This window comes from Microbispora sp. H10885 (genome assembly GCF_014161415.1).
Taxonomy (GTDB): Bacteria; Actinomycetota; Actinomycetes; order Streptosporangiales; family Streptosporangiaceae; genus Microbispora; species Microbispora triticiradicis.
Window position 1 is genome coordinate 248,559 of record NZ_JABBWY010000010.1, and the last position, 17,288, is coordinate 265,846.

The following is a 17,288-nucleotide window of genomic DNA, read 5'->3' on the forward strand; positions in this document are numbered from 1 at the left end:
GTCCGCCCTGCCGCCGCCTCCGGCCGGCCCGGTCCGATCCGGGCTGATCCGCCGATCCGGGCGAGGCGGGCCGACGCGGCCGCGCCAAGCGCCACACGACAGATGCGCAGGAAGCGAGGTACGCATGAAGCAGTTCCGTCCCGCACCCGGTGACCGGCGTGCGGGCATCCGGAGGGGTGCGCGCGCCGGTCGCGGCCTGCCCGGCTCCCCGGCGGCGCGCCTGGTCGCGGCCCTGGCCGCGCTGGTGGCCGGGCTCGTGGTCGTGCTGGTGCCCACCGTCGCCTCCGCGGCCCCGGTCTGCAAGGTGGACTACACGGTCAACCAGTGGCAGGGCGGCTTCACCGCCTCGGTGCGGCTCACCAACCTCGGCTCCGCGGTGAGCTCGTGGACGCTGCGCTGGACGGCGGGCACCAGCCAGCAGATCACCAACGCCTGGAGCGCGCAGGTCAGCCAGTCGGGCACGACGGTGACCGCCACCAACGCCTCCTACAACGGGTCGCTGGCCACGGGCGCCACGGCGGACTTCGGCTTCCAGGGCACCTGGTCGGGCAGCCTCACACCGCCGTCCGACTACTACCTGAACGGCGTGCCGTGCGGAGGCACGTCGTCGCCGTCGCCCTCGCCGTCCCCGTCTCCTTCGGCGTCTCCGTCGGCGTCCCCCTCGCCCTCGCCCTCGCCGTCACCGTCTCCTTCGCCGTCGCCCTCTCCCTCGCCGTCTCCTTCGGCCTCCCCGTCCGCGTCGCCGTCGCCGTCGCCGTCGCCGTCGCCGTCGCCGTCGCCGTCTCCGTCGCCCTCGACGACGCCTTCGACCGGCTGCTCCGGAAGCGGCCTGGTGGTCTGCTCGGGGTTCGAGGACCAGTCGGGCGCGCCGTCGGGTGAATGGCAGGTCAGCACGCCGAACTGCTCGGGCAGCGGCACCGCCACGATCGACACCTCCACCGCGCACAGCGGCGGCAAGTCCCTGCGGGTCAACGGCGGCGGCAACTACTGCAACCACATGTTCGTCGGGACCACCAAGAACGTCTCGGCGATCGGGCCCGTGGTGTACGGCCGGATGTGGGTGCGGCACACGACCGCGCTCCCGGCCAACCACGTCACCATGATCACCATGGCGGACTCCCGGGACGGCGGCAAGGACCTGCGGATCGGCGGTCAGGGCAACGCGCTCCAGTGGAACCGGGAGTCCGACGACGCCACACTGCCCGAGCAGAGCCCGGCCGGCATCGCGCTGAGCGCCCCGCTGCCCACCAACCGCTGGGTCTGCCTGCGCTTCCAGATCGACACCAGCCAGCAGGCGATGCGTACGTACCTGGACGACCAGGAGATCGCCGGCCTGCGGGTGGACGGCACGCCCACCCAGAACGTGGACGCCCAGTGGCTGCGGCGCACCACCGCGCCGCGGCCCACGACCTTCCGCCTGGGCTGGGAGAGCTACGGCAGCGACTCGGACACGCTCTGGTACGACGACGTGGCTCTCGGCTCCAGCCCCGTCGGCTGCTGAACGAAGCCCTTGGTGACGGACGGTGACCGAAAAGGGTAAGTAGCTGAGTGCCCGCCGTGGTGCGGGACGGCTTACGGTCCCGTTCGTCCCGGCGTCCGGCCTCTTGCGGGAGGCCGGACGCCGCATCCGAGGGGAGAGGTACATGACCGACGTGCACCCGGTGCCCGAACTGATGAAGGAGGGCGACGTCGTCGACCTCCTCGTCCACCAGCACGCCGTGATCAGGGACATGTTCGAGGAGGTGGAGCGGGCGGCGCCCGGCGAGCGTCACGAGCCCTTCCGGCGGCTGGTGCGGATGCTGGCCGTGCACGAGACGGCGGAGGAGGAGATCGTCCACCCCTACACCCGGCTGCGGGTCGACGGGGGAGGAGAGATCGTCGCCGACCGGCTCAAGGAGGAACACGAGGCCAAACGCATGCTGGCCATGCTGGACGACCTGGGCCCCGAGCACTCCGAGTTCATGCCCAACCTCGACAGGCTGCGTACGGCCGTGCTCGCGCACGCGCGGGCCGAGGAGCGTTACGAGTTCACCCGGCTCCGCGCCGAGACGACGGCGGCCGAACGGCGTGCGATGGCCCTGGGAGTGCGGGCGGCGCTGGCGATGGCCCCCACACGGCCGCATCCCGGGGTGGAGTCGATGACGAGGAACCTGCTGTTCGGCCCGCCCGCGGCGATCGTCGACCGGGCCCGCGACCTGATCCGCCAGGCGCTGGGCCGGAAGGGCTGACACCGGCCCGGCCCGGGTCCGTACGCGGTGCGTGCCGACCCGGGCCGGGCGCCCTGTCAGTGGGAGCGCAGGCTGTAGAGAGGGTGCCCGCCCTCGATCTCCAGGCGGTACTCCTCGCCCGACCTGGCGCGGTTGTCGTCGATGACCCGCTCGCTGGCCGGCTCGACGTCGTCGTGGACCTGCTCCTGCCAGCGCTGGAACCGTTCGTGGGCCTCCTGGACATAACCGGTGCCCAGGGTCGTGTGGTCGATCTGCGTGGAGATGAGCTCGCGCAGGTAGCCCTTGTTCGGCTCGAAGGTGACCGGCGTGGGCAGCGTGGGGGCCAGCACCTGCTCCGGGTCCCGGCCGTCGTGCTCGCGGAACAACTCCGCGGCGATCCGCAGGTGTTCCAGCTCCATGTTCAGGTGCAGCTCCCAGATCCCCTTCACCTTGGGGTCCGACTCGGTCTCCATGAACGAGTGGTACAGGTAGCACTCGTTGTACTCGTGGTTGAGCCACTGCTCCCACCACGTCTCCCGCGGGTCGAGCAGCGACTCGTAGTGGGTGACGTGCTCCTCCTCGATGAGCCCGATCTCCTGGTACAGCTGCCGCGCGATCGGCTCCATGTACGTCGGGCCGACGTTCATGTAGAAGTTCATCGTCTGCTGCTCGGCGGACATGATCGTCAACGCGTGCAGCTTCGAGACCGGCTTCGCCTTCTCCCGGTCGTAGTGCTCGCGGACGTTGTCGACGGGGTGGCGGTGGTGCATCTTCGTCGGCCGGCCCGGCATGACCTCGGTCAGCTGGTCGACGATCTTCTCGGCCTTGCGGTGCTCGATCATCTCGTACAGGTTGGCGTACCGGTACAGGTGGTCGAAGTCCTCCAGCACGCCGAACTCGTAGGCCTTCCTGAGGTAGGGGTCGGGCTCCATCCGCGCCACCCACGCCGTCAGGTCCACCGCGACCTGCTCGTAGGCGATCGTCGTCTCCAGCACCGAGGCGAGCCCCGGCAGCAGCCAGTTGACCGCCTTCTGCTGCTGCTGCTCGACGTAGCGCACCTCCGCGAGCCGCTGCCGGACGCCGAGGTCCGGGCAGCGGCGGGCGAAGTGGTGGCTGAACATGATCGATTCGATCTCGATGCCGTTCATCGTGATGATCCGGCACCGCGTGTAGGGGTCGGCATGGTCGGGGTCGATCGGCGTGACGTCCAGCTCACGCCAGTTCCGCACCTGCCGGTCCAGCGGGATTCCGCGCTCACGCAGTGGATTGAACGTCATCTCGGTGCTCCTCCCCACGATTCGCGCTGGGCGTACCCAGGCCATGGAATGCGACAAACGTGGCTATTTGGAGCTTTTGACCGAGATTGGCATCCGGTGGCGTGCGGGGGATCAGCCGGACGACGCCGTCGCGGAGTGCGGGTCGCCGACCTTCTTCGACTGCGGGGAGCCGCGCTCCCGAAGGAAGATCGCCAGCAGGACCATCGAGGCGACGGCCAGGAACTCCGACTGCCAGTTCTGCAGCGTGCGGTTCCAGAACTCGGCCGACATGACGTACCCGCCCCAGCCCACCGGGTCCTCCAGCCGGGCCAGCCGCTCCTCGTCGTACGCGGCGAGCCCGGCGACCGACTGGGCCAGCCAGGACAGCAGGAAGATCAGGCCCATCGCGAGGCCGAGGGAGTGGCTGAAGAGCGTCCGGCGCCATCCGTCCGCCGCCGCCCACGCGGGGGACCCGGCTCCGGCGAACCGGCCGACCTTCTGCTCGGCGTCGGACTCCAGGCCCTCCTCGCCCCTCTTCTTCGACTCCGGCGAGCCGCGCTGGATCAGCCACACGGTGATGAGGATGTAGAGGAAGAACTGCAGATACTCCGACTGCCAGTTCTCGGCCACGTCCACGGCGAAGGTCGAGGAGGTGACGTACTGGAGCCACGTGACGGGGGACCCGCCCTCCGCGACCTGGTCCTCGTTGTAGGCCGCCGTGCCCGCGACCGACTGCCCGGCCAGGCTGAGCAGGAACAGCAGCAGGAAGCACGCCGCGAGGGCGTTGTCACGAACCAGGCGCCACACGCCGCTACCTCCCCGCCAGACCGATGAAGATCACGTATCCGAGGACCAGCGCGATCATCACCAGGAGCGCCCAATAGAGCGTGCGCGCGCCGTTCACGCCTCCACCTCGCATTCGTACGGCCGGCCCGGCCGGGGGTCGCAGCCCGCGGCCCGGATTCGCCAGCCTTGGGGGAACCGGTGCAGAAAGAGGGTGTCGCCGTCCAGCCGCACCCGCGCCTCGTCACCCCAGACGTCGACCTAGCGTACGGCGGCGGGCCGCAGGCCGACGGAGACGATCTGCTTCTCACAGTCGTCCAGGGACCGCGCGGCCTTCGGCGCCAGGAGCCCGCAGGCCGGCCCGCCCTGGCCCTGGCCGGCGGCGGACAGGAACCGCTCGACCGTCGAGACGACCGGGTCCTTCTCGGCGGACGCGCAGCCCGCGGCGATCAGTGCGAGGCAGACGACCACCATTGCTCGTGCAGCCATGGATGGGGACTACCCTGGAGGCAGGTGTGAAACGAGGGCCGCGATCGGAACGGTCATATGGGATTAATCGCCTACAAAGCGTAAAATGAGCGAGTCCCGAAGGTTCTCCTGAGGGTCGTCACTCCAACGGAGGTGGGACCCTTGCACGATTTCCAGGTCACGGTGACGCAGTCGCCACCGTTCACCGTGGTCACACTGAGCGGGGAACTCGACGTGCTCACCGTGTCCAGGCTGCGGGACCACGTGGCCCCTCTGCTGGCCCGGCCCGCGACGCGCATCCTGTTCGACCTCGAGAAGCTGCGCTTCATCGACAGCGCGGGCATCAGAGTGCTCATCGACGCCTGCGTCCGGACGCCTCCGGAGGGCGGAGACGGGGCCGTGTGCGGTCTCAGCGATCACCTGCGGCATCTGTTCGGGATGCTCGGCCTCACCGAGCGGTTCACCATGTATCCGGCCCTCGCCGACGCCCTCAACCGCCCCGTGACCATCACGCGCCACGCCGCCCCTCTCCGCTGAGCTGCGCCTGCCACTGGGCTGGGCCTGTCACTGAGCGGCGCCTGCCATTGAGGTGGGCCTCCCACACCGCCCGCCCGCCCTGCGCCCGGTGGGCGGGGCCGCCGGAGCAGGGACGGTGCCCCGAGACGGGGGACCGGGGCAGGGGACCAGGGCGGTGGGTAGGGCCAACGGGGAGGGGCGGTAAGCAGGGGCGGTCGGCCGCGGGGCGCGGCCCTCACACGATCGTCTGCCACCACCCGTCGACCGCCGGCGGGTCGTCGACGGAGACCCGCTCGCCCGGTCGGGGGACCACCAGCCGCACGTCGCGCTCCTTCGCCTCACGCCACAACTGGTCGATCGGCTCGCTCCACGCGTGCGGGGCGAGGGAGAAGGTGCCCCAGTGCACCGGCAGCAGCACCCCGGCGCGCACGTCCAGGTGGGTGAGGACGGCCTCTTCGGGCGTCATGTGGATGTCCGGCCAGCCCTTGCTGTAGGCGCCGATCTGCACCACCGAGAGGTCGAAGGGCCCGTGCGCCGCGCCGATCGCGGCGTACCCGTCGAAGTAACCGGAGTCACCGGTGTAGAAGACCTTCCTGCGCTCGCCCGCGATGACCCACGACGCCCAGAGGGTCTGGTCGCGGCGGAAGGCGCGGCCCGAGAAATGGCGCCCGGCGGTCGCGACGAACCGGATGCCGGACACCGTGGTCTCCTCGTCCCAGTCCAGCTCGACGATCCGCGACGCCGGCACCTTCCACCGCTCCAGGTGGGCGCCCACGCCCAGCGGCACGAGGAACGGCGCGGTCTGCGTCCGGGTCAGCAGACGCACCGTGGCCATGTCGAGATGATCGTAGTGGTCGTGCGAGATGACGATCGCGTCGAGTTCGGGCAGTTCGTACACCGGCACCGGCGGAGGATGCAGGCGACGGGGCCCGGTGAACGACGCCGGTGAGCAGCGCTCGCTCCACACCGGGTCGAGCAGCACCCGCCGGCCCTCGATCTCGATCAGAGCCGAGGAGTGGCCGTACCAGATCGCGTCGAGGTCGCCTCCGGCGGACGCGCCCGGGGTCACCAGGGGGACCGGCAGCCGGGGCTTGCGCGGGGCCTTGCCGAACAGCAGGTCACGCACGACCTGCCGGGACGTCCCGGGCGGGAGGATCGACGTGGGCGCCGTGTTGCGGAACGCGCCGTCGCGGAACTGCTTGGAGCGGCGCACCCGCTGAGCCCGCTCGCCCGACGGTCGCGCCCCCAGCGCGGCGGGAACCTCCCGCAACGTCCATCCGACGGCCGCCAGGGCCGCCGCTCCCGCGAGCAGGCCCACACGACGGCCCCACGCACCGTTCTTCTGTCCACCGGTCTTCAACGGCAATCTCCTTGCTGGGTTCTGCCGATCAGCCTAGGCAATTCCGGCGCCCGCGCGCGCACCGCGTCTCCCGTCTGTGGACGACCACGCCGTGAACGAGACCGTACGGACCGGTCCGCCGCAGAGACGCGAGCGGGCGTCGGCCGGGGCGGCCGGTCTTGGAATGTTTCCCCCGTTGGGTTTCGCGCTGTCCCGCCCACCGCACAACAAGGGGAACGGGGCAGGGTAGGGAGGACCGAGAGCGTGAGACCGGACACGCCGGACAGGACAGGCGAGGCCGGCGCGCAGGCGGAAGGAGCACTCGTGACCGACGACGACAGCACCTCGCCCCGGACCGCAGGCCGGACCTTCACGCCGGCCCCCGATCCGGCCCCCGATCCGGTGGCCGGCCGTGGCCCCGTCCGGGCTCCCCGCGGTGCCACCCTGAACGCGCGCGGCTGGCCGCAGGAGGCGGCCCTGCGGATGCTGATGAACAACCTCGACCCCGAGGTCGCCGAGCATCCGGACCGGCTCGTCGTCTACGGCGGCAGTGGTAAGGCGGCCCGCGACTGGCCCTCCTTCGACGCGATCGTGCGGGAGCTCACCGTCCTGCGCGCCGACGAGACGCTGCTGGTGCAGTCGGGCCGCCCCGTCGGGGTGATGACCACCCACGAGTGGGCTCCCCGGGTGCTCATCGCCAACTCCAACCTGGTCGGCGACTGGGCGACCTGGCCCGAGTTCCGGCGGCTGGAACAGCTCGGGCTCACGATGTACGGCCAGATGACCGCCGGTTCGTGGATCTACATCGGCACCCAGGGGATCCTGCAGGGCACGTACGAGACGTTCGCCGCGGTCGCGGCCAAGAGGTTCGGCGGCAGCCTCGCGGGGACGATCACACTCACCGCCGGGCTGGGCGGAATGGGCGGCGCGCAGCCGCTGGCGGTGACCATGAACGGCGGCGTGGCCGTCTGCGTCGACTGCGACCCGCACGGCGTCGAGCGCCGGATCGGCCACGGCTACCTGGACGTGCGCGCCGACGGCCTGGACGAGGCGCTGCGCCTGGCGTACGAGGCCAGGGACGCGCGGCGCCCGCTGTCGATCGGCGTGGTGGCCAACGCGGCCGAGGCCGTGCCCGCCCTGCTGGCGCGCGGCGCGGAGATCGACGTCGTCACCGACCAGACCAGCGCCCACGACCCCCTGGCGTACCTGCCGCTGGGCGTCGCGTTCGAGGACATGGCGGCGCTGGCGCGGAAAGACCCCGAGGGCTTCACCCGGCGGGCCCGGGAGTCGATGGCCCGGCACGTCGAGGCGATGGTCGGCTTCCAGGACGCCGGCGCGGAGGTGTTCGACTACGGCAACTCGATCAGGGGGGAGGCGAGCCTCGCCGGGTACGCGCGGGCGTTCGACTTCCCCGGGTTCGTGCCCGCCTACATCCGGCCGTTGTTCTGCGAGGGAAAGGGCCCGTTCCGCTGGGCGGCGCTGTCCGGGGACCCGGCCGACATCGCCGCGACCGACCGCGCGGTCCTCGATCTTTTCCCGGACAACGAACCACTGGCGCGGTGGATCCGGATGGCGGGGGAGCGGGTGCGCTACCAGGGCCTGCCCGCGCGCATCTGCTGGCTGGGGTACGGCGAGCGCGACCGCGCGGGGGAGCGCTTCAACGACCTCGTCGCCTCCGGGAAGGTCTCGGCTCCCCTCGTCATCGGCCGCGACCACCTCGACTGCGGGTCGGTCGCCTCGCCGTACCGGGAGACGGAGGGGATGCTGGACGGCTCCGACGCGATCGCCGACTGGCCGCTGCTGAACGCCATGGTCAACGTGGCCTCGGGCGCGTCCTGGGTGTCGATCCACCACGGCGGCGGGGTCGGCATCGGCCGTTCCATCCACGCCGGGCAGGTCACCGTCGCCGACGGCACACCGCTGGCCGGGGAGAAGATCCGCCGGGTGCTGACCAACGACCCCGGCATGGGGGTGATCCGGCACGTGGACGCCGGGTACGACCGGGCCGCGGAGGTCGCGCGTGAGCGCGGTGTGCGGGTCCCGATGGCGGGGACGGAGCACCCCGATGCCCGCGCCTGACCAAGCCGCGGGCCCGGGCGGCGTCGACGACCCCGCGTGGCGGCACGGAGGGCAGGAGGCATGGCAGGCGGAGATCGCGGAGGAGGCCGGGGACGGGTTCCGCGCGATGTGGCGTGACCTGCTGCCCATCGGGCTGGACGCCGGGACCGGTGGATACCGCCGGCACGGGTGGACGGCGGCCGACGCCGACTGCCGTGCCTGGTTCGCCGGGCAGGCCCGGGCGCGGGGGCTGGCGTACGAGACCGACCGCAACGGCAACCAGTGGGCCTGGCTGGGCGACCCGGCGGCGGGAGACGCCGTGGTCACCGGGTCGCACCTCGACTCGGTGCCCGACGGCGGAGCGTACGACGGCCCGCTGGGGGTGGTGGGGGCCTTCGCGGCGCTCGACGCGCTGCGGACCCGTGGCCTTCGTCCGCGGCGGCCGCTGGCACTGGTGAACTTCACCGAGGAGGAGGGCGCCCGGTTCGGCCTGGCCTGCCTGGGATCGCGGCTGATGACCGGGGCCGTCGCGCCGGATGCCGCCCTGGCGCTGCGCGACGCGGACGGCGTCTCCCTCGCGGCGGCCATGGAGCGGGCCGGGCGCGATCCGGAGGCCGTGGGGCGCGACGACGAGCGCCTCGCCCGCGTCGGCGTGTTCGTGGAGCTGCACGTGGAGCAGGGCCGTCACCTCGCCGGCACCCCGCACCGGGTGGGCGTCGCCTCCGCCATCTGGCCGCACGGGCGCTGGCGCTTCGACTTCCGCGGCGAGGCCAACCACGCGGGGACCACCAGGATGGAGGACCGGCGTGATCCCATGCCGTCCTACGCGGCGGCCGTGCTGGCGGCTCGCGCCGAGGCCGGGCGCCTGGGAGCCCTGGCCACCTTCGGCCGGGTCAGGGTGGAGCCCAACGGAACGAACGCCATCCCCTCGCGGGTGACGGCCTGGCTCGACGGCCGGGCGCCCGACCCGGATGTCCTGGACAGGCTCGTCGAGGAGACGGCGCGGGCGGCGGCGGGGGCCGAAGTGACCCGGGAGTCCTACACCCCGGTCGTGACGTTCGACGGAGCGCTGCGCGAGCGTGCCGTCCGCGTCCTCGGCGGCGTGCCCACGCTGCCCACGGGCGCGGGACACGACGCGGGCGTCCTCGCCGCGGAGATCCCGGCCGCCATGCTGTTCGTCCGCAATCCCACCGGCGTCTCCCACTCACCGCGGGAGCACGCGGAGGAGTCCGACTGCCTCGCCGGTGTCGCCGCCCTCGCCGCCGTGCTCGCGGACCTGCTCACGACCCCGCCGACCCCGCCGGCACCTCCCGCGCGGACCGCCGGGAGCCCGGCCGACGACACCTCCCACCGCCGTTGACCCCCGGCCGCCCGCCCGACGCCGAGCCCTCGATCTCCTCCTCCCACGACCACCGCCAGCGGCGAGCGGGGAGGGGGAGATCGTGCTCCTCCCGCGACCACCACAAGCGGCGGCGGGGAAGGGGGGAGGCACCCGAGTGTGAGGCAGGGCGGGCAGCGGAAGTGCGGCAGCCGTTCGTCGGCAGAGCGCCGCCGCTGAGAGCGGCCTGCCGCTCTCAGCGCGAACGGCGTCCGTCAGTAGGAGCGCCGCTCGGGAGTGAGGCGGTCGTTCGTCAGCGGGAGCGGCGCCGGTCAGTGGCAGCGCCGCTCAGGAGTGGGAGACCGTCGTCAGTGGGAGCGGCGCTCAGTGGCAGCGCCGCTTGTGAGTGGGGATGCCCTCGTCAGCGGGAGCGGCGGTCGCCGCCGGAGTCGCCGAGACCGGCCCGGCGGAGGGCCTCGGCCATGGCTCCGCCGGCCGCTGCCCCGCCTGAACCCCGGCCTGCACCTTGGCCCGACCCACCTCGGCCGCCGCCCTGACGGGGCTGGCCCTGGCGGGACTGGTTCTGCCCGCCCTGACCGCGGCGGCCGTTCGGCCGGTCGTCGCGTGAGCCGTCGCGGGACTCGCCGCCGGGGCCGCCCCTGCGGCCGTTGCCCGCCGTCTCATCGTCCAGGCGCAGCGTCAGGGAGATGCGCTTGCGCTGGAGATCCACGTCGAGCACCTTGACCCGCACGATGTCGCCGGGCTTGACCACCTCGCGCGGGTCCTTCACGAACGAATTGGACATGGCGGACACGTGGACGAGGCCGTCCTGGTGCACGCCGACGTCCACGAACGCCCCGAACGCGGCGACGTTGGTGACGACGCCCTCCAGGATCATCCCGGGCGACAGGTCGGACGGCTTCTCGACGCCCTCCTTGAACGTGGCGGTCTTGAACGCGGGCCGGGGGTCGCGGCCGGGCTTCTCCAGCTCTTTGAGGATGTCGGTGACGGTGGGCAGACCGAAGGTGTCGTCGACGAAGTCGGACGGCTTCAGCGTGCGGAGCGCCGAGGTGTTGCCGATCAGCGTGCGCAGGTCGCTCTTCGAGAAGTCGAGGATGCGGCGCACCACCGGGTACGCCTCGGGGTGCACGCTGGAGGCGTCGAGCGGGTCGTCCCCGCCGGGGATGCGGAGGAAGCCCGCGCACTGCTCGAACGCCTTCGGGCCGAGCCGCGGCACCCCTTTCAGCCCCGTACGGGAGCGGAACGGGCCGTTGGCGTCCCGGTGGGCGACGATGTTCTCCGCGAGCCCGGCGCCGATGCCGGAGACCCGGGTCAGCAGGGGAGCGGAGGCGGTGTTGACGTCCACGCCCACCGCGTTCACACAGTCCTCCACCACCGCGTCGAGCGAGCGCGACAGTTTCACCTCGGACACGTCGTGCTGGTACTGCCCGACGCCGATCGACTTGGGGTCGATCTTCACCAGTTCGGCCAGCGGGTCCTGCAGCCGCCGCGCGATCGAGACCGCGCCGCGCAGCGAGACGTCGAGACCGGGAAGTTCCTGCGAGGCGTAGGCCGAGGCGGAGTACACCGAGGCCCCGGCCTCGGAGACCACGATCTTGGTGAGCTGCGGCAGGTGCCTGACGAGCTCCCCGGCGAGCTTGTCGGTCTCCCGCGAGGCCGTGCCGTTGCCGATGGCCACCAGCTCCACGTTATGCTCGGTCGCCAGCCGGGCGAGCACGGCGAGCGACTGGTCCCACTGCCGCCTCGGCTCGTGCGGGTAGATGGTCTCGGTCGCCACGACCTTGCCGGTGCCGTCGACCACCGCGACCTTCACGCCGGTGCGCAGCCCGGGGTCGAGGCCCATCGTGGGCCGGGCCCCGGCGGGGGCGGCCAGCAGCAGGTCGCGCAGGTTGGCCGCGAACACGCGCACGGCCTCCTCCTCGGCCGCCTGCCACAGGCGGGTGCGCAGATCGATGCCGAGGTGCACCAGGACCCGCGTCCGCCAGGCCCAGCGGACGGTGTCGAGCAGCCACCTGTCGGCGGGGCGGCCCAGGTCGGCGACGCCGAACCGCCGCGCGATCCGCGCCTCGTAGTCGTTCGGCTCCTCGGCCTCCGGGTCGAGCGTGAGGGTGAGGACCTCCTCCTTCTCTCCCCGGAACATCGCGAGGATCCGGTGGGAGGGCAGCCGCGTGAACGGCTCGGAGAAGTCGAAGTAGTCGGAGAACTTGGCCCCCGCCTCCTGCTTGTCCTCCCGGACCTGCGAGACCAGCCGGCCCCGGCTCCACATGCGCTCGCGCAGGTCGCCGATCAGGTCGGCGTCCTCGGCGAAGCGCTCGACCAGGATCGCCCTGGCCCCCTCCAGCGCCGCGGCGGCGTCGGCCACGCCCTCGCGCACGTACGCCCCGGCGGTCGCCTGGGGGTCGAGCGAGGGATCGGCGAGCAGCGCGTCGGCCAGCGGCTCCAGCCCGAGCTCCCTGGCGATCTGCGCCTTGGTCCGGCGCTTGGGCTTGAAGGGCAGGTAGATGTCCTCCAGCCGGGCCTTCGAGTCGGCCTCCATGATGCGGGCTTCCAGGGCCTCGTCGAGCTTGCCCTGGGAACGGATCGACTCGAGGATGGCCGCGCGCCGCTCCTCCAGCTCGCGCAGGTAGCGCAGACGCTCCTCCAGCGCGCGCAGCTGGGCGTCGTCCAGCGCGCCCGTCGCCTCCTTGCGGTAGCGGGCGATGAACGGCACGGTGGCACCGCCGTCGAGCAGGTCGACCGCCGAGGCCACCTGGCTCTCGCGCACACCGAGCTCTTCGGCGATCCGCCGCTGAATGGACGTCGTCACGATCCTGATCCGCCTTCTTCCGGGCTCGCCCTCCCCGGGCCGGCCCTGTCCGGGGAGTTTCATTCTGCCGGATCCGGCCGACACTCTCGGTCCGCCTGTGGACGACCCGGCACAGCGGCGTCCGGGCCGGCCGCCGCTGTGGACAACTCCGCGCGGACGCGCACGGGCCTCGCTATCGTCTGTCCCGGCGCCCCCGAATCCCCGGGGGCCGACGAGAAGGTGAGCCGGGGTGGCGACGTCCGCGCGGCAGGAGACGGAGGGCGGGAGCGGGCCGCTCCGCGCCTGGTTGCTGGAGGGCCTTCAGCACGACCAGGGGACGGCGGGCTCCCATGCCGGGCAGCCGGGCAGCCGCCACCCGTGGTGGCAGGTGATGTGCCTCACCGGGGTCGACTACTTCTCCACGCTCGGCTATCAGCCGGGCATCGCCGCCCTGGCGGCGGGGGCGCTGTCGCCGATCGCGACGGCGTTGCTGGTGGCGCTCACCCTGTTCGGCGCCCTGCCCACCTACCGTGCGGTCGCCGAGCACAGCCCGCACGGCATGGGGTCCATCGCGATGCTGGAGCGGCTGCTGCCGAGATGGTGGGGCAAGCTCCTCGTGCTCGTGCTGCTGGGCTTCGTCGCCACCGCGTTCGTGTTCACCATCACGCTGTCGGCGTCGGACGCGACCGCGCACCTGATCGAGAACCCGTTCTTTCCCAAGGCCCTCGCCGGGCAGCGGGTCGCCATCACGCTGGTGCTGATCGCCGTCCTCGGCGGGATCTTCCTGCGTGGCTTCAGTGAGGCCATCGGGCTGGCCGTGGTCCTCGTGGTGACGTATCTCGTGCTGAACACGGTGGTCGTGGCGGTCGCGCTGGGCGAGGTGGTCACCGCCCCGGACCTGGTGGCGGACTGGCACGGCGCGCTGACGGCCGAGCACGCGAGCCCGCTCGCGATGGTCGGCATGTCGCTGCTCGTGCTGCCGAAGCTGGCCCTCGGCCTGTCGGGGTTCGAAACCGGCGTCGCGGTGATGCCGCAGATCGACGGCGACCTGCGGCAGCGGATCGCCGGCGCCCGCCGCCTGCTGACGACCGCCGCGCTGGTCATGAGCGTGTTCCTGCTCGCCAGCAGCGTCGCGACCACCGTCCTCATCCCGGCCGCCGAGTTCCGGGAGGGCGGCAAGGCCGGCGGGCGTGCGCTCGCCTACCTGGCCCATCGTCTCCTGGGCGACTGGTTCGGCACGGCCTACGACCTCAGCACGATCGCGATCCTGTGGTTCGCGGGCGCGTCGGCGCTCACCGGGCTGCTCAACATCGTCCCCCGCTACCTGCCCAGATACGGCATGGCGCCCGACTGGGCCCGTGCCGTACGGCCCCTGGTGCTGGTGTTCACCGCTGTCGCGTTCGGCATCACGCTCCTGTTCGGCGCCCAGGTGGAGGCCCAGGGCGGCGCGTACGCCACCGGGGTGCTGGCGCTGATCCTCTCGGCCGCGGCGGCCGTGACCATCACCGCCTACCGGGAGGGCCGTCCGGTCGCCGCGGCCGCCTACTGCCTGATCTCGCTCGTCCTGTGCTACGCGACCGTGGAGAACATCAGGGAGCGGCCGGACGGACTGAAGATCGCCCTGCTGTTCGTGGTCGCGATCGTCGCGACGTCGTTGATCTCGCGGGCCACCCGGTCGACCGAGCTGCGCGCCACCCGCGTCGAGCTCGACGAGACGGCGAGGAAGTTCGTGCTGGGCGTCGGCGGGGAGCTGCGGCTGATCGCCAACGAGCCGGACGCCCGCGACCCGGCCGAGTACGAGGACAAGGACCGCGAGACGCGCGAGTACCACCACCTGCCCGAGGACGAGTGCATGATCTTCCTGGAGGTCACGCTCAGCGACGCCTCGGAGTTCGAGTCGGAGCTGCGCGTCGCGGGGGAGGAGCGGCACGGCTACCAGGTGCTCAAGGTGGAGAGCCCCGCCGTGGCCAACACGATCGCCGCGGTCCTGTTCCACCTGCGGGACCTGACCGGCAAGCGGCCGCACGTGTACTTCCACTGGGCGGAGGGCAACCCCGTCGGCGCCCTGCTGCGCTATCTGATCTTCGGCGGCGGGGACGTGCCGCCGCTCACCCGGGAGGTCATCCGCAAGGCCGAGCCCGACCTCGCCCGCCGCCCGCAGGTCCACGTCGGCTAGCGACGCCGCCGTACGGCGCTCTCAGCGGGTCAGGTAGCCGGTGGGAAAGGTGGTCACGGTGCCGCATCCGCACCCGGGGCAGGTCGTCCCGGACCAGGGCGGCTGGACGGCGACGCCCTCCCGCGTCCACACCGCGACGTCGTCCTCGCGCTTGTCCCCGTGCTCGCCGCCTTGCCCGTCTCCGGTGCGGCGGACGACGTACTCCACCTCCCAGACCAGCAGGCAGCGCAGGCACCTGAACGGCCACGTCTCGCCGGAGCCGATCGTCTCTCGCACCGGTACCACCCCCCACTGCCTCCGTCTTCGAGTCTCGGCAGGCGGCGAAACCACCGCAAGTGGCGGTGTGGACACGGAAAGTAATGTTTGCGCCGTGCCCTGCCGTGCCCTGCCCTGCCCTGCCGTGCTCCGCCGGGCCGGGGGCGGATCAGACGACTTCGAGCAGCTCGTCGACGACCCCGAGCGCCAGCGTCTTGTAGCCCACCGAGTCGAACAGCACCGTGATCCGGTCCTGCTCCCGGCTCATCACGATGCCGTGTCCCCACTCGGCGTGCCGGACGTTCGCGTGCATGGGGAACGGGCCGTCGCCGGCCGCCGGCGCGGCCACCGTCCCGGACCGGCAGGTGTCGCAGTCGCCGCACGCCCGCTCGTACGGCTCCCCGAAGTACTCCAGCAGGAAACGGCGGCGGCATCCGGTCGTCTCGGCGTAGCCGCGCATCATCTCCAGCCGGGAGTCCTCCATCCGGTGCCTGAGGTCGTCGAGCTCCACCGCGCGGGCGGCGGCCTCGTCCGGCGGCGGGCCGCCGGGGACGTACCGCAGCGCGCCGCCGTGGGCGACCTCGACCGCGCCGGTCCGCTCCAGCAGGTTGACCTGCGAGGTGAGCTTGGCGGCTCCCACGCCGAGCAGCTCGCGCAGCTCCACGGCGTCCACCTCGCCGCCGTGCTCGTGGACCAGCGTCGCGACGCGCCGGATCAGGTCGCCGTCCGCCCGGCCGCCCGCGAAGAACTTGCGCAACCCGAGGTCCTCGGGCCGGTAGAACAGCACGACCTCGGCCGGGTTGCCGTCCCGCCCGGCCCGCCCGATCTCCTGGTAGTAGGAGTCGATCGACTCGGGCGGCGCCGCGTGCAGCACGTAACGCACGTCGGGCTTGTCGATCCCCATCCCGAACGCCGACGTCGCCACGACGGTGTCCAGGTCGTCGCCCTGGAACCGCTCGTGGATGCTGCGGCGTTCGGTGGTCTTCATCCCCGCGTGGTAGGCCTCGGCCCGGCGGCCCCGCTCCTTCAGGAGGTCGGCGTACTCCTCGGCCTGCCGCCGCGTCGCCACGTAGACCAGCCCGACCCCCTCCAGCCCGGCGGCGTGGTCGGCCAGGGCGGTGCGCTTGTCGTCCTCGCCGACGAACCGCCGCACCTCCAGATGGAGATTCGGGCGGTCGAAACCCCGGACGATCTGCTGCGCCCCGGTCAGGCCCAGCGACTCGACGATCTCCTCGCGGACCGTGGGCGCGGCGGTGGCCGTCATCGCGATGACCGGAGGGTGACCCAGACGCTCGATGACCTTGGCCAGGCGCAGGTACTCCGGCCGGAAGTCGTGCCCCCAGGAGGAGACGCAGTGCGCCTCGTCCACCGCGATCAGCGAGGGCCGGGCCGCGGCCAGGCGCTCCACCACCTCGGGCTTGGCGAGCTGCTCGGGCGACAGGAAGACGTACTCGGCGTTCCCGGCGGTGACCTGGTCGAGGCCCGCCTCCACGGAGCCGGCCGAGTTGACCGCCACCGCGCCCGCGGCCCCCGCCTTGAGCAGGCTCATGACCTGGTCGCGCTGCAGGGCGATGAGCGGTGAGACGACGATCGTCGGGCCGTCGAGCAGCAGGCCGGGCACCTGGTAGACGGCGGACTTGCCGCCGCCGGTCGGCATCACGAGCAGCACGTCCCGCCCGGCGAGCAGGTGCTCCATCGCCTCCTGCTGTCCCGGGCGCAGCTGCTCCCAGCCGAACGCATCCCTCGCCGTGGCGCGCAGCCGCCTGCCCCTGCGCCCGAAGCGGCGGCCGAACCGGCCGCCCGCCCACCCCCTGGCCCAGCCGCCGGACCAGTCCCTCGACCAGCCGCCCGACGTCCCGCCGAGCCGGTCACCGGGCCTGCCGCCGGACAGGCCGCCGTACCGCTGCCTGACGCTCATGCCGTCGCTCCCTCGCCGATCGGGCTCCGTCGCCCGATCGGCGTGCCACTACCCGCCGCACATGGGTCGAACCGGAATGGCCCACGCCGCTCACGGCGGGCGCGCCGCGGGTGGGGAGGAGGCCGGGCCGCCCCTTCGTCACCTCCCCGCCGGAGCGCACGGCCGGCGCGCACGACGCGGTGCGGTCG

General features: G+C 72.5%; 13 protein-coding genes. 6 read left to right on the forward strand and 7 right to left on the reverse strand.

Going from position 1 to position 17,288, the window contains the following annotated elements; translation table 11 throughout:
- Positions 1-124 precede the first annotated feature (124 nt).
- Entirely contained in the window at positions 125-1,501 is a 1,377-nt protein-coding gene (locus HHX37_RS26680) for a cellulose-binding domain-containing protein (RefSeq protein WP_182887204.1), read from the forward strand.
- A gap of 142 nt (positions 1,502-1,643) precedes the next feature.
- The gene (locus HHX37_RS26685) at positions 1,644-2,228 is read left to right on the forward strand and encodes a hemerythrin domain-containing protein (protein ID WP_117410201.1); all 585 of its coding nucleotides are present in this window, start codon (positions 1,644-1,646) and stop codon (positions 2,226-2,228) included.
- A gap of 56 nt (positions 2,229-2,284) precedes the next feature.
- Here HHX37_RS26685 and HHX37_RS26690 read toward each other — a convergent pair whose 3' ends face one another.
- The 3 genes from HHX37_RS26690 to HHX37_RS26700 form a co-directional block, all read right to left on the reverse strand.
- Entirely contained in the window at positions 2,285-3,484 is a 1,200-nt protein-coding gene (locus HHX37_RS26690) for a hypothetical protein (protein WP_182887205.1), read from the reverse strand.
- Positions 3,485-3,595: 111 nt separating this feature from the next.
- Positions 3,596-4,270, reverse strand: coding sequence for a DUF6766 family protein (locus HHX37_RS26695; protein ID WP_182887206.1), 675 nt, complete (start codon positions 4,268-4,270; stop codon positions 3,596-3,598).
- A 237-nt stretch (positions 4,271-4,507) separates the two neighbouring features.
- Positions 4,508-4,735: a hypothetical protein gene (locus tag HHX37_RS26700; RefSeq protein WP_182887207.1), complete on the reverse strand. Its 228-nt coding sequence runs from the start codon at positions 4,733-4,735 to the stop codon at positions 4,508-4,510.
- Between the two features lie 141 nt (positions 4,736-4,876).
- Here HHX37_RS26700 and HHX37_RS26705 point away from each other — a divergent pair, with 141 nt between their 5' ends.
- A complete protein-coding gene (locus tag HHX37_RS26705) occupies positions 4,877-5,251 on the forward strand; it encodes an STAS domain-containing protein (protein ID WP_165900860.1) in 375 nt (124 codons plus the stop codon).
- Positions 5,252-5,465: 214 nt separating this feature from the next.
- Here the strand turns inward: HHX37_RS26705 and HHX37_RS26710 are convergent, their stop codons facing one another.
- A complete protein-coding gene (locus HHX37_RS26710; protein ID WP_220503168.1) occupies positions 5,466-6,590 on the reverse strand; it encodes an MBL fold metallo-hydrolase in 1,125 nt (374 codons plus the stop codon).
- A gap of 381 nt (positions 6,591-6,971) precedes the next feature.
- Here HHX37_RS26710 and hutU point away from each other — a divergent pair, with 381 nt between their 5' ends.
- Both hutU and HHX37_RS26720 read left to right on the forward strand, forming a co-directional pair.
- A complete protein-coding gene (hutU, locus tag HHX37_RS26715; protein ID WP_182887270.1) occupies positions 6,972-8,648 on the forward strand; it encodes a urocanate hydratase in 1,677 nt (558 codons plus the stop codon).
- Positions 8,649-8,754: 106 nt separating this feature from the next.
- The gene (locus tag HHX37_RS26720) at positions 8,755-9,987 is read left to right on the forward strand and encodes an allantoate amidohydrolase (RefSeq protein ID WP_182887271.1); all 1,233 of its coding nucleotides are present in this window, start codon (positions 8,755-8,757) and stop codon (positions 9,985-9,987) included.
- Between the two features lie 379 nt (positions 9,988-10,366).
- On the opposite strand, the gene HHX37_RS26725 is transcribed toward HHX37_RS26720, so the two are convergent.
- A complete protein-coding gene (locus tag HHX37_RS26725) occupies positions 10,367-12,772 on the reverse strand; it encodes a Tex family protein (protein ID WP_310740552.1) in 2,406 nt (801 codons plus the stop codon).
- Between the two features lie 229 nt (positions 12,773-13,001).
- Here HHX37_RS26725 and HHX37_RS26730 point away from each other — a divergent pair, with 229 nt between their 5' ends.
- Positions 13,002-14,927 (forward strand): amino acid transporter, encoded by a 1,926-nt coding sequence (locus tag HHX37_RS26730; protein WP_182887210.1) that lies wholly within the window; start codon positions 13,002-13,004, stop codon positions 14,925-14,927.
- 21 nt (positions 14,928-14,948) lie between these two features.
- Here the strand turns inward: HHX37_RS26730 and HHX37_RS26735 are convergent, their stop codons facing one another.
- Both HHX37_RS26735 and HHX37_RS26740 read right to left on the reverse strand, forming a co-directional pair.
- Entirely contained in the window at positions 14,949-15,203 is a 255-nt protein-coding gene (locus HHX37_RS26735; RefSeq protein ID WP_182887211.1) for a hypothetical protein, read from the reverse strand.
- Between the two features lie 148 nt (positions 15,204-15,351).
- Positions 15,352-17,100 carry a RecQ family ATP-dependent DNA helicase gene (locus HHX37_RS26740; protein ID WP_182887212.1) on the reverse strand — a complete coding sequence of 583 codons (1,749 nt, stop codon included), beginning with the start codon at positions 17,098-17,100 and terminating at the stop codon, positions 15,352-15,354.
- Positions 17,101-17,288 lie beyond the last annotated feature (188 nt).